General features: G+C 73.6%; 11 protein-coding genes. 5 read left to right on the top strand and 6 right to left on the bottom strand.

All coding sequences use genetic code 11. The annotated features are described in order from the left end of the window. The first annotated feature begins 29 nt into the window (after window positions 1–29). Window positions 30–1832 carry a polysaccharide biosynthesis protein gene (locus BJY16_RS41220; protein ID WP_185044967.1) on the top strand — a complete coding sequence of 601 codons (1803 nt, stop codon included), beginning with the start codon at window positions 30–32 and terminating at the stop codon, window positions 1830–1832. Between the two features lie 64 nt (window positions 1833–1896). Further along, entirely contained in the window at window positions 1897–6729 is a 4833-nt protein-coding gene (locus BJY16_RS41215; RefSeq protein WP_185044965.1) for a PDDEXK-like endonuclease domain-containing protein, read from the top strand. A 23-nt stretch (window positions 6730–6752) separates the two neighbouring features. Here the strand turns inward: BJY16_RS41215 and BJY16_RS41210 are convergent, their stop codons facing one another. From BJY16_RS41210 to BJY16_RS41200, 3 genes are all read right to left on the bottom strand, one after another. Continuing rightward, window positions 6753–6986 (bottom strand): hypothetical protein, encoded by a 234-nt coding sequence (locus BJY16_RS41210; RefSeq protein ID WP_185044964.1) that lies wholly within the window; start codon window positions 6984–6986, stop codon window positions 6753–6755. Window positions 6987–7146: 160 nt separating this feature from the next. Continuing rightward, window positions 7147–7752 carry a TetR/AcrR family transcriptional regulator gene (locus BJY16_RS41205; protein ID WP_239176625.1) on the bottom strand — a complete coding sequence of 202 codons (606 nt, stop codon included), beginning with the start codon at window positions 7750–7752 and terminating at the stop codon, window positions 7147–7149. Window positions 7753–7774: 22 nt separating this feature from the next. Then, window positions 7775–9355 carry an MFS transporter gene (locus BJY16_RS41200; protein WP_185044960.1) on the bottom strand — a complete coding sequence of 527 codons (1581 nt, stop codon included), beginning with the start codon at window positions 9353–9355 and terminating at the stop codon, window positions 7775–7777. Window positions 9356–9507: 152 nt separating this feature from the next. On the opposite strand from BJY16_RS41200, the gene BJY16_RS41195 reads away from it, so the two are divergent. Next, entirely contained in the window at window positions 9508–10512 is a 1005-nt protein-coding gene (locus BJY16_RS41195; protein ID WP_185044958.1) for an aldo/keto reductase, read from the top strand. On the opposite strand, the gene BJY16_RS41190 is transcribed toward BJY16_RS41195, so the two are convergent. Then, on the bottom strand, window positions 10435–12732 hold the full coding sequence (locus BJY16_RS41190; protein WP_185044957.1) for a putative bifunctional diguanylate cyclase/phosphodiesterase: 2298 nt from the start codon (window positions 12730–12732) through the stop codon (window positions 10435–10437). The genes BJY16_RS41195 and BJY16_RS41190 overlap by 78 nt on opposite strands. A 361-nt stretch (window positions 12733–13093) precedes the next feature. Between BJY16_RS41190 and BJY16_RS41185 the strand changes: the two genes are divergently transcribed. Further along, window positions 13094–13549, top strand: coding sequence for a MaoC family dehydratase (locus tag BJY16_RS41185; protein WP_185044955.1), 456 nt, complete (start codon window positions 13094–13096; stop codon window positions 13547–13549). A 140-nt stretch (window positions 13550–13689) separates the two neighbouring features. Here the strand turns inward: BJY16_RS41185 and BJY16_RS41180 are convergent, their stop codons facing one another. After that, a complete protein-coding gene (locus tag BJY16_RS41180; protein ID WP_185046913.1) occupies window positions 13690–14454 on the bottom strand; it encodes an SIR2 family NAD-dependent protein deacylase in 765 nt (254 codons plus the stop codon). A 772-nt stretch (window positions 14455–15226) separates the two neighbouring features. Here BJY16_RS41180 and BJY16_RS41175 point away from each other — a divergent pair. Further along, window positions 15227–16387: a hypothetical protein gene (locus tag BJY16_RS41175; protein ID WP_185044953.1), complete on the top strand. Its 1161-nt coding sequence runs from the start codon at window positions 15227–15229 to the stop codon at window positions 16385–16387. 432 nt (window positions 16388–16819) lie between these two features. Here BJY16_RS41175 and BJY16_RS41170 read toward each other — a convergent pair whose 3' ends face one another. Further along, window positions 16820–17632, bottom strand: a complete 813-nt coding sequence (locus tag BJY16_RS41170; protein WP_185044951.1) for an alpha/beta fold hydrolase — start codon at window positions 17630–17632, stop codon at window positions 16820–16822. Window positions 17633–18011: the final 379 nt, after the last annotated feature.

Below are 18011 nucleotides of genomic sequence, written 5' to 3'. Positions count from 1 at the left end.
AGGGGTATTTGCGCTGCTAGGCTGCCCGCATGAGGGGCGCACGCCTGCTTCCGCTGCTCGTGGACGGCGCCGCATGGGGAGCCGGCCTGCTCGCCGCCGTCCTCGCCCGGTACGACTTCGCCCCCACCCGGCGGGCCCTGGCCGGCGCCCTGGTCGCGATGCTCCTCGCCGTCGTCCTGCAGGCGGCGATCGGCCACACCCGGCAGCTCTACCGCGGCCGGTACCGGTTCGCCAGCTTCGACGAGCTCCGCGCGGTCGCCACCACCACCGCCGCGGCCACCTTCGCGCTGACCGCGGTGGTCGTGCTGCTCTCCCCGCACCCGATCCCGCTCGGCCTGCCCGCCCTGGCCGGCGCCGCCGCGCTGACCCTGATGCTCGGCGTCCGCTACGTCCGGCGGACCCAGCTGTCCCGACGGCTGCGCCCGGACGTGCGCACCGCCGCCCCGGTCATCCTGTTCGGCGCCGGCAGCGCCGGTGACCACCTGGTCGCCTCGATGCTGCACGACCCGAAGGGCCGCTACCTGCCGGTCGCCCTGATCGACGACGACCCGGGCAAGCGACGGCTGCGGATCCTCGGCGTCCCGGTGCTCGGCGGGCGCGACGACATCCCCGCGGTGCTCGCCCGCACCGGCGCCGAGCTGCTGATCCTCGCGGTCGCCAACGCGGACGCCGCGCTGGTCCGGGAGATCCGGGACCGCACCCTGGCGGCCGGCGCCGCGTTCAAGGTGGTGCCCTCGGTCAGCGAGCTGATGGACAGCTCGGTGGAGGTCGGCGACATCCGCGAGGTGCAGGTCACCGACCTGCTCGGCCGGCACCAGGTGGACACCGACCTGAGCACCATCGGCGGCTACCTGACCGGCAAGCGGGTGCTGGTCACCGGCGCCGGCGGCTCGATCGGCTCGGAGCTCTGCCGGCAGATCCACCACTTCCGGCCGGCCGAGCTGATGATGCTGGACCGCGACGAGACCTCGCTGCTGGCCGTGCAGCTCTCCATCGACCCGCAGGCCCGGCTGGACGACCCCGGGGTGATCCTGGCCGACCTGCGCGACGCCGGCCGGATCCGGGAGATCTTCCGGACCCGCCGGCCGCAGGTGGTCTTCCACGCCGCCGCGCTCAAGCACCTGGCACTGCTGCAGCGGCACCCGGCCGAGGCGGTCAAGACCAACGTGCTGGGCACGCTGAACGTGCTGGAGGCGGCTGAGTCGGTGGAGCGGTTCGTGAACATCTCCACCGACAAGGCGGCCGATCCGATCAGCGTGCTCGGCTACTCGAAGCGGATCACCGAGCGGCTCACCGCCTGGACCGCGCGCCGCCGCCGCGGGACGTTCCTGAGCGTCCGGTTCGGCAACGTGCTGGGCAGCCGGGGGTCGGTGTTCACCACGTTCAGCACGCAGATCGCCGAGGGTGGCCCGGTCACCGTCACCGACCCGGACGTCACCCGGTACTTCATGACCACCCAGGAGGCGGTGCACCTGGTGATCCAGGCCGCCGCGATCGGGCAGGACGGCGAGGCGCTGGTGCTGGACATGGGCGAGCCGGTGCGGATCGCCGAGGTGGCCCGGCAGATGGTCGCGCTGGCCCGCAAGCCGGTGGCGATCGAGTACACCGGCCTGCGTCCGGGGGAGAAGCTCGCCGAGACGCTGTTCGGCGCCGGCGAGGTCGACCGCCGGCCGATCCACCCGCTGATCTCGCACGTCGAGGTGCCGCCGCTGGATCCGGCCCAGTTGCGGACGCCCGCGGCCGGGACGGACACCGCGGTGGTGATCGCCCGGCTGGCCGAGGAGTGCGTGCTGCCCGCTCCGTTGCCGGTGCTGTACGCAGCGCCGGGCTGATTCCGACAAAGGCGAAGAATCCTATTCTCCAGCGCGAAAGCGTTTCCGCTGCTGCAATCGGGACATGGAACGCCGGAGTGACGACGACCGGTCCGAGCCGAGGCCGGCCCGGGCCGGCGTGCACGCGGCACTGCGGGCCTGGCGGGAAAGCCTGATCGATCTCGGCGACAACAACCGCCTGATCAACTTCACGGCCGGCAACGCCGACCTGGTGGAGATCACCGCGCCCGAGCCGGACCAGGTGGTCGCCACCCTGACCCAGGGCGCCACCCGGGCTCTGACCGGGCCGGGCGGGCCGGCCGACGACGTGTTCCGGACCGAGCTGACCGAACGCTCACTGGGCCCGGTGCTGCGCCGGATGCTGCGCCGCGACCAGCAGGAGTACCTCGACCGCGGGGTCTCGGTGCTGCACCTGGCGCTCGGCCTGCTGCACTGGCGGCCGCCGGTCGAGGACGACGAGACCGAACCGGCCGGGTACGCCAGCCCGCTGCTGCTGCTCCCCGCCGAGCTGGTCACCGGCGAGCTGGGTGAACACCCCGAGCTGCGGCTGCGCGACGAGGAGCCGGTGGTCAACCCGGCGCTCGCGCTGCGGCTGCGGCAGGCCGGCATCGCGGTCCCGGCCCTGGAGCCGGGCGCCGAGCTGCACGTGTCGAAGTTCTGGACGGACTTCACCGACACGGTGGCCCGCCGGCACGGCTGGCACATCGAGCGGACCGTGATCCTGACCTGCCTCACCTTCCACAAGGAGGCGATCTACCGCGACCTGCAGGAGAACGAGGAGCGGATCCTGGCCCACCCGGTGATCCGGGCGCTGGCCACCACCGACCACCGGCGGCAGACCGACCAGTTCCGGTTCACCCCGATCCGGCCGGACGAGGTGGACCGGCTCGCCCCGCCCGAGGACGTGCCGCTGGTGCTGGACGCCGACTCCTCGCAACGCGCCTGCGTGGCCGCCGCGCTGGCCGGGCACAGCTTCGTGATGGACGGGCCGCCCGGCACCGGCAAGTCGCAGACCGTGGCCAACATGATCGGTGCCCTGCTGCACGCCGGCAAGCGGGTCCTGTTCGTCTCGGAGAAGGTCGCCGCGCTGGACGTGGTCCGCAACCGGCTCGCCGAGGCCGGGCTGCACCGCTACATCCTGGAGCTGCACGGGCAGCAGGCCGGCCGGCGGGAGGTGGCCACGCTGCTGGCCGCCGCGGTCGACGAGGCGCCGGAGACGCCCGGCGAGGGACCGGTGGTGGACCGCGGCGCGCTGCGCGAGCGCCGGGAACGGCTGACCGCGTTCGCGTACGCGATGAACGAGACCCGCCGTCCGCTCGGCGCCAGCCTGCACGAGATCATCGGCCGGTGCGCCGCGCTCGCCGAGGCCCCGGCCGCCCCGGTGCCGGCGATCACCCCCGGCTCGCTCACCCCGGACGTGATGCACCGGGTCCGCGAGGCCACCAACCAGCTGGCCCGCTCCTGGCGGGCGATGGTCGACGGCGACGGCCTGCTCTGGCGCGACGTGATCACCCGGGAGCCGCTCGACCCGGCGCTGAGCCGGGCCGAGAAGGCGCTCGCCGCGCTGGCCCGGGCGGCCCGGATCGCCGACCCGGCGGCCCGGGCGTTCGGCCTGGGCCGGCCGGCCGACGCGGCGGTGCTGGCCCGGCTCGCCGAGCACGCCGGCCGGCGCCCGGACGGGGTGGCCGACGACTGGCTCACCGCCGCCGACCTGGAGCCGGTCCGTCAGGCCGCGGACCGGCGCAGCGACGAACTGGCCGCGGCGGCCGCCGCGGCCGAGGCGGTGCGGCAGCGGGCCGGGGTGCCGTGGACCGCGCTGCCGTCCGCCGCCGACCTGCCGATGCCGCCGTCGCTGGACGGGCTCACCGCGCCGGTCCCGCTGGAGACGCTGACCGCCGCCGAGGCCGACGAGCTGGCCCGGTCATTCGGGCGGGCCGCGGACGAGCTGGACCGGCACCGCCGCGCAGTCAACCGGGTGACCAGCAAGCTGGGGCTGCCGCAGGCGCACACGATCCGGGACATCTCCCGGGTGGCCGCGGTCGCCGAGCTGGGCGTCAAGGCGCACAAGCCGGAGCGGTTCTGGTTCTCGCCGGGCGCGCTGGCCGGGGTGCAGGCCGGCGCCAGTGCGCTGCGCCGGGCCCTGGAGGTGCTGGTCGGGGCGGAGATCCAGGCCCGGCCGTACTTCTCCGAGGGGCTGCTGAGCCAGCCGGTGGAGGAGCTGGCCGAGCGGTTCGCCACGGTGCACCGTGGGTTCGGGAAGCTGCGGGCGGCGTACCGGCGGGACAAGCGGCAGGTGGCCGGGTTCGTGCTGCCGACCGCGCACCTCGGCGACGCGATCGACCGGCTCGGCACCGCGGTCGCCTGGAAACGGGCGCTGCAGGAACTGGCCGCGGCCGAGCACCGGTACGCCACCGCGCTCGGCCGGTACTGGCGGGGCCGGGGCACCGACTTCGCGGCGCTGGACGAGGCGATCGCGGTGGCCGCCGCGGCGCTCGCCTCGGCCCCGCAGGCCGGGCTGGACGCGGTGCTCGGCTACGTGTGCGCCCCGGCCCCCGACCCGGAGCCGATCCACCTGGTCACCGAGGCCCGCGAGGCGCTGCTGCGCTGGCAGGCCACGCTGCGCCCGGCGCCCTACCCGGCGGCCCGCCCGGAACTGGTGGCCGGCCCGATCGACGACGCGATCGCCTGGCTGCAGGCGCACGTCACGGCACTGCACGCGGCCGCCGACACGGTGCGCGCGTTCGACGCCGCGACCGGGCGGACCCTGGACTACGCCGAGGCGGTCCGGCTGGCCGAGCTGCGCGCGGCGGCCGCCCGGGCCGAGGCGGCGCTCGGCGGGCCGGCCGCGGACCTGCCGGACGCCGACCCGGCCGCGCTCCGCGCGAGCGTCGACTGGGCGGCCGCCGCCCGCGAGTTCGCCGGCGGCCCGCTCACCGAGGCCCAGGCCGGCGCGCTGCGCGACCTGCGCCCGATCACCGGGCTGGCCGAGCGGGCCCAGGAGTGGGCCGAGGCCAGCCGGGCGGTGCTCGCCGGCTTCGGCCCGGCCCGGCAGGCCGAGCTGCGCGACCGTTTCGCCGACTACCAGCGGGCGGCGGCCTTCCTGCGCGACATCCGGGACGACAGCAGCGGGCAGGAGGAGTGGTTCGCCTGCCTGGACGCCCGCGACGTGCTCACCTTCCACGGCCTGGACGCGGCCGTCGAGTACTGCGCCGACCAGCACCTGGACAGCGCCGACGTGCCGGCGGCGCTGGAACGTGCACTGCTGCACGGCTGGGTGGACGCGGTGGTCCGGGCCGACGACCGGCTGCTGCCCTGGCGGGCCGAGGACCGGGACCGGCTGCTCGCCGAGTTCCGCCAGGCCGACGAGCGGCTCGCCGCGGTCGCGGCCCGGGAGATCGTCACCGCCATCGAGGCGCGCCGGCCGGCGGCCGACAGCGCCGGCGCCGGCCTGCTGCGCCGGGAGGCGATGAAGGCGGACCGCCAGTCTCCGGTACGCGACCTGATCGCCCGTACCCGGGATGTGGTGCTCGCCCTGCGGCCCTGCGTGCTGGCCTCGCCGCTGACCGTGAGCCAGTCGCTGCCCCCGGACATCGGCTTCGACGTGGTGATCTTCGACGAGGCGTCCCAGATCACCCCGGCCGACGCGATCAACTGCATCTATCGCGGCCGGTCCCTGATCACCGCGGGCGACGACCGGCAGCTGCCGCCGACCTCGTTCTTCGACCGGGCGTTCACCACCGTGCCGGACACCGAGGTGCTCGACTACCAGTCGGTGCTGGAGCTGGCCAAGGCCTGCGGCGCGTTCCCCGGGATGGGTTTGACCTGGCACTACCGCAGCCGGCACCAGGCGCTGGTGGCGTTCGCCAACGACGCGTTCTACCAGGGCCGGCTGAGCACCTTCCCGGCCCCGGGCAGCGGCGGGCCGGACACCGGCGTCGAGCTGTTCCCGGTGGCCGGCGTCTACCGGCGGGCCACCAGCCGGGACAACCCGGTCGAGGCGGAACGGGTCGCCGAGCGGATCGTGCATCACTTCACCACCCGGCCGGACCGCACGCTGGGCGTGGTCACCTTCTCGGTGGCCCAGGCCGAGGCGATCGAGCGGGCCCTGGAGAAGGTCGCGGCCGGGCATCCGGCCCTGGAACGCGCGGTCGCCGACGACCGGCTGCACGGCTTCTTCGTGAAGAGCCTGGAGTCGGTGCAGGGCGACGAGCGGGACGTGATGATCTTCTCGATCGGGTACGGCTACGACGAGTCCGGGAAGATCAGCGCGAACTTCGGGGCGCTGAACCGGCCGAACGGCTGGCGCCGGCTGAACGTGGCGATCACCCGCGCCCGGCACCGGGTGGAGCTGGTCACCTCGATCCTGTCCCGGGACGTGCCGGAATCGGAGAACGAGGGGGTCCGGCAGCTCGCCGCCTACCTGGACTACGTCGAGCACGGCGCCGGCGACACCCGGTCCGACCTGGCCGACGGGACCGGCGAGTTCGTCGACTCGGTCCTGGAGACGGTCCGGTCCTGGGGCTATCCGGCCCGGACCGGACTGGGCACCGCCGGTGGCCGGGTGGACATCGCGATCCGGCACCCGGACGACCCGGACGGCGATTACCTGCTCGGGATCCGGTGCGACGGGCCGGGATACCGGGACTGCCCGGCGGCCCGGGACCGGGACCGGCTCACCGACCAGGTGCTGACCGACCTGGGCTGGCGGCTGCACCGGGCGTGGGCGCTCGCGTGGTACCGCGACCGGGCGGGCGAGGAGGCCCGGCTGCGAACCGCGCTGGAACGCGCCGCGGCAGCCCGTCCCGGACGGACCGGCGCGATCGAGGCGCCCGCCGCCGACCGAGCCCCGAACGCCCGCCCGCGCGTGCTGCGCGCCGCGCGGACCGCGCGCCGGTAGCCGCTATGTGCTGACCTGCTCAGTCATCGGGACCGCCGCAGTTCTTCCAACGAGGCGCCATCCAGGATCCGCGCCACGTTCGCCGCGTGGTCCTCGGTCACGAGCTTCCGTGCCAGGTCGTACTGGTCGGGGAAGTCGCCGAAGCGGGTCTGGAGAAAGAGCTCCATCGAACGGATCAGCCCCAGTTCGCGTCCCAGTTCCTGATTCTCCTGGGCGATCTCACGGCCAGTTTCGGTTTCTGCCAGGTTGAATCTCATACCCTTGCTCCTCAACGCGGTTCCTCCGTTACCCGTGTACTTCCCGAGGCGCTAGATGGCATGCGACAACTGTACGTGCGTAAGGTTACGCGCGACAAGGGGGTGGTGCGTGGAAAGCGAACGATGGCCGCTCGACGGGTCGGGCCGTCGAGCGGCGGGGCTAGGCGGCGGCGCCGCGTAGCAGGGCGTCGACCAGCACGACCGGGAACTCCTCCAGCGGGACGCCGGTCTCGGTGCCGAACAGGCCCTGGGCCATCGACGGGCCGGAGAGCATCAGCAGGGTCAGCTCGATGTTCAGGTCGGCGCGCAGCTCGCCGCTGGCGATGCCGCGCCGCAGGATCTCCCGCATCACCTCGCGGCGGGGCTCCATCACCGCGTGGTGCATCTGCCGGAGCTGCTCGTCCTTCATCAGCTCGGGCAGCAGGCAGGCGGTCACCTTGCCGAACTCCTGGACCCGGGACGACCGGTTCGCGGTGACCATGGCGATCAGGTCGGCCCGGGCCGAGACACCGGCCAGCTCCGGGATCGGCCCCTTCATGCTCCGCACCGCGTCGATCAGCAGCGCCTCTTTGTTCGGCCAGCGGCGGTAGATGGTGGCCTTGCCGACGCCCGCCTTGGCCGCGACCGACTCGATCGAGACGGCCGCCGCGCTCTGGCCCTCGGCCATCAGCGTGAGCACCGCGTCGAGGATCGCCTCGTCGGCCTGGGCGTTGCGGGGCCGGCCAGGAGCCTTACGCTCCTGGCCGGTCGTGGTGGTGCTGGTCATGGTGTTCATTGTTACCCGCGGGTCATGCCTCGACCAGGGCCACGCCCTGCTCCTCGGCGAGCACCGGGGTGTGCTGGCCGGCCGGTCGCTTGCCGGGCAGGAAGAGCGCCGCGACCAGCGCGCCGAGCAGCGCGAAGACCAGGCCACCGGCGGTCGCCCAGTGCATCGCGGTGACGAACGCCTCGTTGGCGCCCTGGATCAGGCCGGGACCGGCCGGGCCGGCCTGGGCGGCCACCGCGTACGCCCCGGAGATCGACTCGCGGGCCGCCTCGGCGGCCGGGGCGGGCAGGCCGTCGGTGGCCGCGCCGAGGTTGTCCCGGTAGACCGAGGAGAGGACCGCGCCCAGCACCGCGACGCCGAGGGCGCCGCCGAGCTGGCGGATGGTGTTGCTGACCGCGGAGCCGACGCCGGCCTTCTCCCGGGGGAGCGCCGACATGATCGACTCGGTGGCCGGCGGCATCACGTTGGCCATGCCGACGCCCTGGACGAAGAAGGCCAGCGCGACCACCGCGATCGGGGTGTCCGCGCCGATCGGCAGCCAGGCCGCCAGGCCGAGCGCGACCAGCAGCAGGCCCACCGTGCTGACCAGCTTCGGGCCGAACCGCTTCACCATGGTCGAGCTGATCGGGGCGAAGACCATCTGGCCGACCGCGAACGGCACGAACAGCGCGCCGGAGGCGAGCGGGCCGTAACCACGGACCAGCTGCAGGTAGAACGCGCCGAAGAACATCGCGCCCATGGCCGCGAAGAAGACCAGGCCGATCATGGAAGTGGAGGCGGAGAACTGCCGGTTGCGGAACAGCTTGACGTCCAGCGACGGGAACTCGATGCGGCTCTGGTAGAGCACGAAGCCGGCCAGCACCAGGATGCCGGAGGCGAGCGGGGCCCAGGCCAGGGTGTCGGCGAAGCCGTCCTCGCCGCCCTTGATCACGCCGTAGGTGAGCAGGGTCAGGCCGACGATGGAGAGGAGCACGCCGAGCACGTCGATCCGGCCCGGCTTCGGGTCGCGCGACTCCGGCACCAGGACGGCGACCAGGACCACGCCGACGATCACGATCGGCACGTTGATCAGGAAGACCGAGCCCCACCAGAAGTGCTCCAGCAGGAAGCCGCCGAGGATCGGGCCGAGGGCGACGGCGAGACCGACCGCGCCGGCCCAGACGCCGATGGCGCGGCCGCGCTCCTTCGGCTCGAAGACGTTCGCGATGATCGACAGGGTGGCCGGCATGACGGCGGCGGCGCCCAGGCCCATCACCGCGCGGGCGGCGATCAGCTGGTCGGGCGATCCGGCGTACGCCGAGATCAGTGAGGCGATGCCGAACAGCACCAGGCCCACGGTCAGGGTGATCCGGCGGCCCAGCCGGTCGGCCAGGATGCCGGCGGTGAACAGCAGGCCGGCGAAGACCAGCGTGTAGGAGTTGATGGCCCACTCGAGCTCGCTCTGCGTGGCGCCGAGGCCGCGCTGCGGGTCGGAGATGATCCGCAGGGCCACGTTCAGCACGGTGTTGTCGAGCACCACCACCAGCAGGCTGATGACCAGCACGCCGAGGATGGCCCAGCGTCGGGGATGCCCGGCCTGGGGTTGGTGCACTTGCGCGTTCATCCGGTGTTTCCCCCCGGTTTCGAAACGGAACTGTCTCGTATCTCAATGAGCACGCTAGTCCTGCCCGATAAGAAAACGGAACGCTCTCGTATCGAAAGTGTCGGGCGTCACGTGTTGACCTGGAGTGCGCTCCAGCTCCTAGCGTCATGGCCATGGAGATGACGGAACTGGGACGCACCGGAACGCAGGTCAGCAAGCTCGCCCTCGGCGCCATGCAGATGGGCGGCGCCACCAGCGAGGCGGACTCGATCCGGATGCTGGACCGCTACACCGAGGCCGGCGGCTCGTTCCTGGACACCGCCGACTGCTACGAGTGGTGGGCGCACCGGGGCAGCCGCGGCGGCGAGAGCGAGGAGCTGCTCGGCCGCTGGCTCAAGAACCGCCGGGACCGGGTCTTCCTGGCGACCAAGGGCAGCGCCGTGCCGGCCTACTCGGACGAGCTGTGGAATGCGGACGGGACGGCGAACTGGGAGCTGGCCCGGCGCACCTTCGCCGGCGCCGGGGCGGACACCCTGCGGCACGCGCTGGACGGCAGCCTGAAGCGGCTCGGCACCGACCACGTCGACCTCTACTACGTGCACGTGGACGACCTGGCGACCCCGCTGGAGGAAACCCTGGAGGCGCTGAACGGGCTGGTCACCGCGGGCAAGGTGCGCTATCTCGGCTGGTCCAACGTGCGCACCTGGCGGCTGGAGGCGATCCGGCAGCTGTGCGACCGGCACGGCTGGGCCGCCCCGGTGGCGCTCCAGCAGCAGCACTCCTACCTGCGCCCGAAGGCCGGCAACGCGTCCGCCTCGATCGTCGGGCCGGAGCAGTGGGAGTACCTCGACCGGCACCGGGACCTGCAGCTGGTGGCCTACTCGCCGATCCTCAAGGGGATCTACGACGACCCGGCCAAGCGGTCCGGCCACTGGATGATGGAGAACTACGCGGGCCCGGACGTGGACGCCCGGCTGGCCGTGCTCCAGGAGGTGGCCGCCGAGGTGGGCGCCACCCCGAACCGGACCGTGCTGGCCTGGCTGCTGCAGCGGACCGGGCCCTCGGTGATCCCGCTGATCGGCCCGAAGACCCCGGAGCAGCTAGACGACCTGCTCCCGGCCCTCGACGTCAAGCTGGACGCCGGCCAGCTCGCCCGGCTCGACGCGGCCGGGGCCTGACGCCAGCTCCACCGACACCCGGGGCTCGGTGTCGGCCAGCTCCAGGATGCCGACCGCGTCGACCGGGTGGGACAGCAGGTATCCCTGGGCGTACTCGCAGCCCAGGCGGGCGAGTATCTGCAGGTCGGCGGCGTTGTCGACGCCCTCGGCGACGGTCTGCATGCCGAGGGCGTGCGCCATCTTCACCATCGCGTCGGCCAGCGCGGCGCGCGAGGTGTCGCGGTGGATGCCGGCGACGAAGGCCCGGTCGATCTTCACGACGTCCCAGCCGTGGTCGGCGACCCGGGCCATCGACGAGTAGCCGGTACCGAAGTCGTCGACCGCGATCCGGACGCCGGCCCGGCGCAGCGGTCCGAGCGCCGCCGCGACCGTGGCCGGCTCGGCCATCCCGGTCTCGGTCAGCTCCAGGGTGAGCATGTCCGGTGGGGTGCCGGTCCGGCGCAGCGTGGTGAGCACCAGGTCGGCCGTGGACGCGTCGAGCTGTCGGGGGGACAGGTTGACCGCGACGGGGATCCACCGGCCGGTCCGGTTGTACCAGCCGCGCTGCTCGGCCAGGGTCTGTTCGAGCACCAGCGCGAACACCTGGGCGATGGTGCCGGCCGCCTCGGCGATCGGCACGAACAGGGCCGGTGGCAGCACCCCGTCGGCCGGGTGCTGCCACCGGACCAGGGCCTCCACCGAGCTCAACCGGCCGTCGCCGACCCGGAACACCGGCTGGTAGAGGCAGAACAGCTCGCCCGGGTGGGTGAGCGCGTGGCGCAGGTCGGCGTCCAAGCGCAACCGCTGCGCCGCCTCCGAGCGGATCTCCGCGTCGAACCGCACCACCCGGCCCCGGCCGGCCGCCTTGGCCTGGTACATCGCGGTGTCCGCGTCCTGCATCAGGGTGTCCGGGTCGGCGTCCGGGTCGCCGGTGGTCCGCAGCCCGATCGACAGCGAGGCGAAGAACTCGGTGCCGTCGGCGAGCCGGATCGGCCGGCCCAGGTTCTCGCCGACCCGCTCGGCGATCGCCGCCGCCCGCTCGTCGGTGGTCTCCGGCATCAGGATGACGAACTCGTCGCCGCCGAGCCGGCAGACCACGTCACCGTCCCCGACCGCGGCCCGCAGCCGGGTGCTGATCTCGACCAGCACCCGGTCGCCGGCGTCGTGGCCGAGGCTGTCGTTGACGTCCTTGAAGTGGTCCAGGTCGCAGAAGAGCAGGCCGACCCGGGCCGACCGGTCGGCCGGCAGCGCGCTCAGCGCCAGCGCCAGCCGGTCCATCAGCAGGCTGCGGTTGACCAGCCGGGTCAGCGGGTCGTGCCCGGCCCGCCAGGCCAACTCGTGGATCGGACCGGTCAGCCGGAACGCGACCAGCCCCATCGACAGCGCCGCCCCGACGATCAGCGCGATGTCCGGGTCCGGGTCCCAGAACAGGTGCAGGGTGGGCAGGATCAGCGCGGCGCCGAGCAGGATCATGGCGCGGCGCAGGGTCAGCACGTTCAGCGCGGACCGCCGTGGCGTGGTGGCCACCATCGACGGGTGCAGGCCGGCCGTGCCGAGCAGGATCGGCATGGCCATCCAGCCCAGATCGATCAAACTGCCTTCGGTGTACGTCCCGGTCAGTCCCACGTGCGTGTAGAGCGCGTCCGAGACGAACCAGGCGAGCAGGCCGGTCAGCAGCCAGCGGACCCCGGGCGTGCGCAGTTCGACGCCGAGCGCGAGGGCCAGCGCGCAGTAGACCACCAGCAGCGTGTTGACCGGCGCCGCCACCGCGAAGAACCGGGCCGGCAGGCTGCCGCCCACGGTCATCGCCGGCTGCACCACCAGGATCCAGGCGATACCGGCCAGCGGCGCGAGGATCACCGCGGAGTCGACGAACGCGGTCCGGCCGGCCCGGGCGGCGAGCACCGCGGCGCCGGCCGCGATGGTCAGGTGCCCGGCCAGGTAGAGGACGTCCGCGCCGGACGGGAACGGCGGATCACCGCCGAGCGCGGTGTGCGTCGCGAAGACGATGTCGCCGGCCGCGGAGAACAGCAGCCCGGCCCCGATCATCAGCCAGCCGGTGCGGCGCTGCGGGGAGTGCCGCCGCAGCCCCAGCCAGACCGCGACCGGCGCGGTGCTGTTCACCAGCACGTAGATCCACCGGGTGCCGGCGTTGAACGGGACGGTCAGGTAGATCGCCGCGAGCGCCGAGGTGACCAGCAGGTAGATCCACCACAGGTGGCGGGCGCCGCGGGTCTGCATGCCGGTCCTATCGGCCGGGACGGACCGGTGCGGAGAGAACCGGGTTGCCGAGGTGCGCGCGGCCGCAGCCAGAGGAGAGGCGGCACCACAACGGATCTTGGCAGGGCCGCGGTCCGGAGGGCGGGTCAGGTCAGGGAGGGCCAGGCGGTGATCAGGCACTGGCGAAACTCACTGTCTGGGTGGCGGTGAGTCCGGCGGTCGGACCAGTGCGCGGGTCGAGGGCCGCCGGGCCCGACCGCGCACCGCCACTTTCCCCAAGTCCAGCCCTCGTGAGAGGTTGAGAAGTCCGCTGGAACCCGAACTCAGCTTCCGTCGCCGACCCGGATCCTGTCGCTTACCCGGCCTCTAAGGAGAAACCGCAATGACCACGATCGTGAACGGCCTGGACGAACTCAAGGCGCTCGTCGGCAAGGATCTCGGCGTCAGCGAATGGCTGGAGATCACCCAGGAGCGGGTGAACACGTTCGCCGACGCGACCGACGACCACCAGTGGATCCACGTCGACCCGGAGCGGGCCGAGGCGGGGCCGTTCGGCGCCCCGATCGCTCACGGCTACCTGACGTTGTCCCTGGTCATTCCGCTCTTCCAGAACCTGCTCAAGGTTGAGGGGGTGCGGATGGGGGTGAACTACGGGCTGGAGAAGGTGCGGTTCCCGAGCCCGGTGAAAGTGGGCTCGAAGATCCGGCTGGCGGCCACCGTGGTCAGCGTCGAGGACGTGCCCGGCGGGACGCAGAGCACGTTCGACTTCACCGTGCAGATCGACGGCGAGGACAAGCCGGCCTGCGTCGCCCGGACCGTCTACCGCCAGTACGCCTGAGGACCGTCCACGCACAACGCAGGGCTGGGCTCCTGGCCGGCGCGCCGGGCGGCGATGTCGCCCGGCGCACCGCGCTGATCTTCGAGGGGCGGCGGATCTCGTACGCCGGGTGCGGACGGGGCCGGTGCGCTCGCTGCCCCTCACCCAGCGTCTGACCACGCCGCGCTGACCAGGGCCGGGAGCACCTCGGCGGCGGTGCCGTGCAGGTTCACCCGGGCCACCGGGTCGAGCGGGGTGGGCTGCGGGTTCACCTGGATCACCGCGGCGCCGTACCGGGCGGCCAGGCGGGGGATCTCGGCGGCCGGGTAGACCAGGCCGGACGTGCCGACGGTGAGCAGCACGTCGCAGGTGGACGCGGCGACCGCGGCGGCCTCCAGAGCCTCCTGCGGCAGCGCCTCGCCGAACCAGACGACACCCGGGCGGATCAGGCCGTCGCAGTACCGGCAGTGCGGGGGCGGCACCCGGCGGCCGTCGTCCGGCTGCTCCTCGGCGCTGTCCGGCAGCTCCGCCGCGCGGGTGCAGGTGGCGCAGCGTGGGGCGAACAGGCTGCCGTGCAGGTGGGTCACCGAGCTGGAGCCGGCGCGTTCGTGCAGGTCGTCGACGTTCTGGGTGAGCACGGTGAGCTCCGGGGCGTGCGCGGCCATCCGGGCGACGGCGAGATGGCCGTGATTGGGGCGGACCCGCTGGGCGAGCTGGCGGCGCCACTCGTACCAGCCCCAGACCAGGGCCGGGTCCTCCTCGAAGGCCTGCGGGGTGGCCAGCGCCTGGGCGTCGAACCGGGACCAGAGTCCGGTCAGGGCGTCCCGGAAGGTGGGCACGCCGCTCTCCGCCGAGATCCCGGCTCCGGTGAAGACGACCACGTGGCGGGCCTGTCCGAGCAGTTTCGCGGCGTCGTGCAGGTCCATCGGGCGGGGCTCCTCATCCAGTCGGCGCACCGGTCATCCGGTCGGCGTGCCGGTCATCCGGTCGGCGTACCGGAAAGTGTGGCAGCGGACCGCGACCGGCCGCATCACCGTTCCCGCGGTGGGTCGTTTGAGCAACAGACGGGCGTCGTGGTGGAGGTTCGGTGAGGCGAGGACGTCGGCTTCTGCTGGCGGTGGTGCTGGGCGTGGTGCCACTGGCCGGCTGCGACGGGTCCGCGGCGGACCGGCCCGGAACGCTCACGCCGGTCTCCGAGAGTCTGCCTCCGGGGGCGTCCTGGCAGGCCGGGGCGGCGGCGTCGGCGGCACCGTCGAGGGACGTGCTGGCTCCGGAGATGCCGGCCCGGACGGTGCTGCCCGGGGATCCGGCGCCGGCCCCGGGTGCTGCGGGCGACGGTCGGGAGCGGCAGTGGCCCGAGCCGCGGGAGGACCGATCGGACACCTCGACCCGGCGGGTCATGCCGGATCGACCGGCTCCACCGGTGCCGACGGCGCGGGCGACCACCTCGGCCGGAGATGTCCGCTCGGAACCGTCGGCCAGACCGGCCAAACCGGCTTCGCCCGCCAAGCCGGCTGCACCGGACAAACCGGCCAAGCGGGTGAAGAAGACGAAGAAGCCGCACGATCCGGCGCCGGTCACCGAGCCGGCATCGCCGGGTTCGTCCGATCCGGGAGCCGCGCCGGCCACGCCCGCGGAAGGGGCGGCGGCGCGACCGGAGAACGGATCCACGGGTGACGTGACCTGCGGGGTCGTGCGGTGCCGATGACGCCGGTCCGGACCGCGGACTGGCGGGAGCGCCTGGACCGGTTCGGTTCGCGGGCGATGACCACGGTCGGGGACTGGATCTCGCCGGGCTCGCGGGCGGCGCCCTCCGAGCCGCGGATCAGTGCCCTGGTCGCGCTGGTGGCCCTGGTCGGCGGCGTGCTGCCGATCCTGATCATGGCGGTGACCTGGGCGCGCAAGCCGGAACCGGCGCCGTTGCCGTCCTGCGCGGGGTCCGGCTACGTGCTGGCCGATCGGCCCGCGGAGGACCGTTATCGACCCGGTCGCCAGTGCAACTCGGCGGGTGGGGAGAACGCCGTCGAGCGCACCGGGACCGGGGTCTATCTGGTCAGCTTCGAGGACCTGGGGGCCGAGGGCGGGGTGGCCGAGGTGACGCCGTACTCCGCGGACGACCGGATCTGCACGCTGCCGGACTGGCAACCGGACGGCGACGACGAGCTGGTGCGGGTGGCCTGCTTCGACCGGGCCGGGCGGGCGGCGGACAGCGGGTTCGCGGCCCGGTTCTGGCATCCGCGGGACGATGAGCGGACGGCGGCGTACCTGCGGTTCGGCGATCCGGGGCTGGACGACGAGTACAGCTACAACTCGGCCGGCGGGACGAACTCGGTGGACCGGGAGGACATCGGCTCTTATCTGGTCTCTTTCGGTCAGCAGCCGTCCGGTGGGGCGGTGACGGTCACGGCGGTCGGCTCGGCCGCGGCGGTCTGTGACGTGGGGCCGCCGGGGCTGCCGGGGCCGTTGGACGGGTCGGAACTGGCCGTCCGGGTGCACTGCCGGGACTCGGCGGGGCAGGCGGTGGACTCGCAGTTCGCCGTGGTCAGCGGGGTGCGGCACGGTGCGGCGGGGTACCTGCGGGCGGATCATCCGGCAGAGCCGGAGTACACGCCCACCGGGGACACGCAGTTCAACGGCGCCGGGCGGGCGAATGCGGTGACGCGGTCGGGGCCGGGGGAGTATCGGGTGAGCTTTCCCGGACTGCCGGCGGGGGTCGGGGTCGTCCAGATCACCGGCTACGACACGGCCGCCACCTGCGTGACAACCCCACAAGATCAGGCAATTGAGGTACGCGTCAGCTGCCGCGCACCGTCGGGCGATCCGGTCGACGCCCGCTTCGTAGCCGTCCTCTGGCAGTGAAGACCTCTGGTCTCGCGTCCCCGGCTCTCGCGCTGTTCGGTGGAGCGGACCTCGCTGTCCCCCTCGGTCCTCCCCGCCTGTTCGCCCTTTGCCCTCTCGTCATCTGAGGTGGTGCCTTGGCTGGCGCAGCTGGACGTGGCCAGCCGAGTTCGTGCCGACGGAATGCGGCCTGCTGGAGGCGGCATTGCGGTGGGGTGAAGGCGCTCGGGCTGGGATCGGGCCCGGCGGGTGTGGCGTCGGGTGGAGGTGGGCGGGGTGCGATGTGGTCGGGTGGTGTGGTGGTCCGGCGCGTTCCGGCGGGTGTGGCGCCGGGTGGAGGTGGGCGGAGTGCGATGTGGTCGGGTGGTGTGGTGGTCCGGCGCGTTCTGGCGGATGCGGCGTCGGGTGGAGGTCGGCGTGGGGCTTGGTGCGGTGGGTGTGGCGGCGTTGGTGTCAGACCGGGGCGGGGTGGAGGACCAGGTCGGCGCAGCGGGCTGGGGCGTCGGGGAACGGCAGGTGGCCGCAACCCGGTAGCGGGACGTGGCGGGCGGACGGCAGGGCGGTCCGGGCGCGGTGGGCCTGGTTGCGGTAGGGCAGGACGGCGTCCCGGGTGCCCCACGCGATGGTGACCGGGATGCGGGTCAGGGCGCCGGGATCCTGCAGCGACCAGGGTGTCAGGTGGCGGAAGGCGGTGCGCGAGGCGGTGAACCCCGGCGCGCCGGCCAGGGCGCGAGCCGCGGCGACGCAATCGTCCTGGGCCAGCAAGGCGGGGTGGGCGTAGAACGGCGCGCACAGCACTGCCCGGCCCGCACGGGACGACATCAGGCGGGGGAGCAGCGGGTCGAGCGCGGCGCTGCCGGCCCGGGCCGCGCCCACCACGAAGCGGCACCAGCGGGCGCCGCCGGGTGGCCAGAAGCCGACCGGCGAGAAGGCGGTCACCGCGCGGGCCCGGCCACGACGCCCCAGCTCCAGGGCGACGCCGCCGCCCATCGAACTGCCGGCCACGTCGACCACGTCGAGATCGAGCGAGTCGAGGAACGACGACACCAGGTCGGCCAGGTGCGGCACCGAACCGGGCCGGACGCCGGGTGGCGGCGCGGGCCAGAGCGGCGAGGCGCCGAAGCCGGGCAGGTCGACGGCGATGACGTCGCGGTGCGGTTCCAGCAGGAGAAGCACCGGGTTCCACACCTGCCAGTGGCTGCCGATGCCGTGGATCAGCAGAAGCGGCTCCCCGGACCCACCCCGGTGGTGAACTAGCCCGGTCATCAGCGAACCATCCCGCGGGTCGAGGCACTGATCGAGCCGCCCAGTCCCGCGTGGACCGAGCCGTGTGGCGTCGTGCGGGCCGGGCCGTGTGGGGCCGCGGTGGCCGGGCCGTGTGGGGCCGCGGTGGCCGGGCCGTGTGGGGCCGCAGTGGCCGGGCCGTGTGGTGTCGTGTGGACCGCGCCGTGTGGCGTCGTGTGGGCCGGGCCGTGTGGGGCCGCCGTGGCCCGGCTGTGTGGCGTTGTGTGGGCCGGGCCGTGCGGCGTCCCGGAGCCCGGGGAGTGTGGCGTTGTGCGGGTGGCGAGGTGTGGCGTGGTGACCGGTGGGGAGGGGACCGGGTGTGGGGTCATCCGAGCACCATGCCGTCTGTGGGGGCGCGGCG

Source organism: Actinoplanes octamycinicus (genome assembly GCF_014205225.1).
GTDB classification, from domain to species: domain Bacteria; phylum Actinomycetota; class Actinomycetes; order Mycobacteriales; family Micromonosporaceae; genus Actinoplanes; species Actinoplanes octamycinicus.
This window is presented reverse-complemented; position numbering and strand designations above follow the sequence as displayed.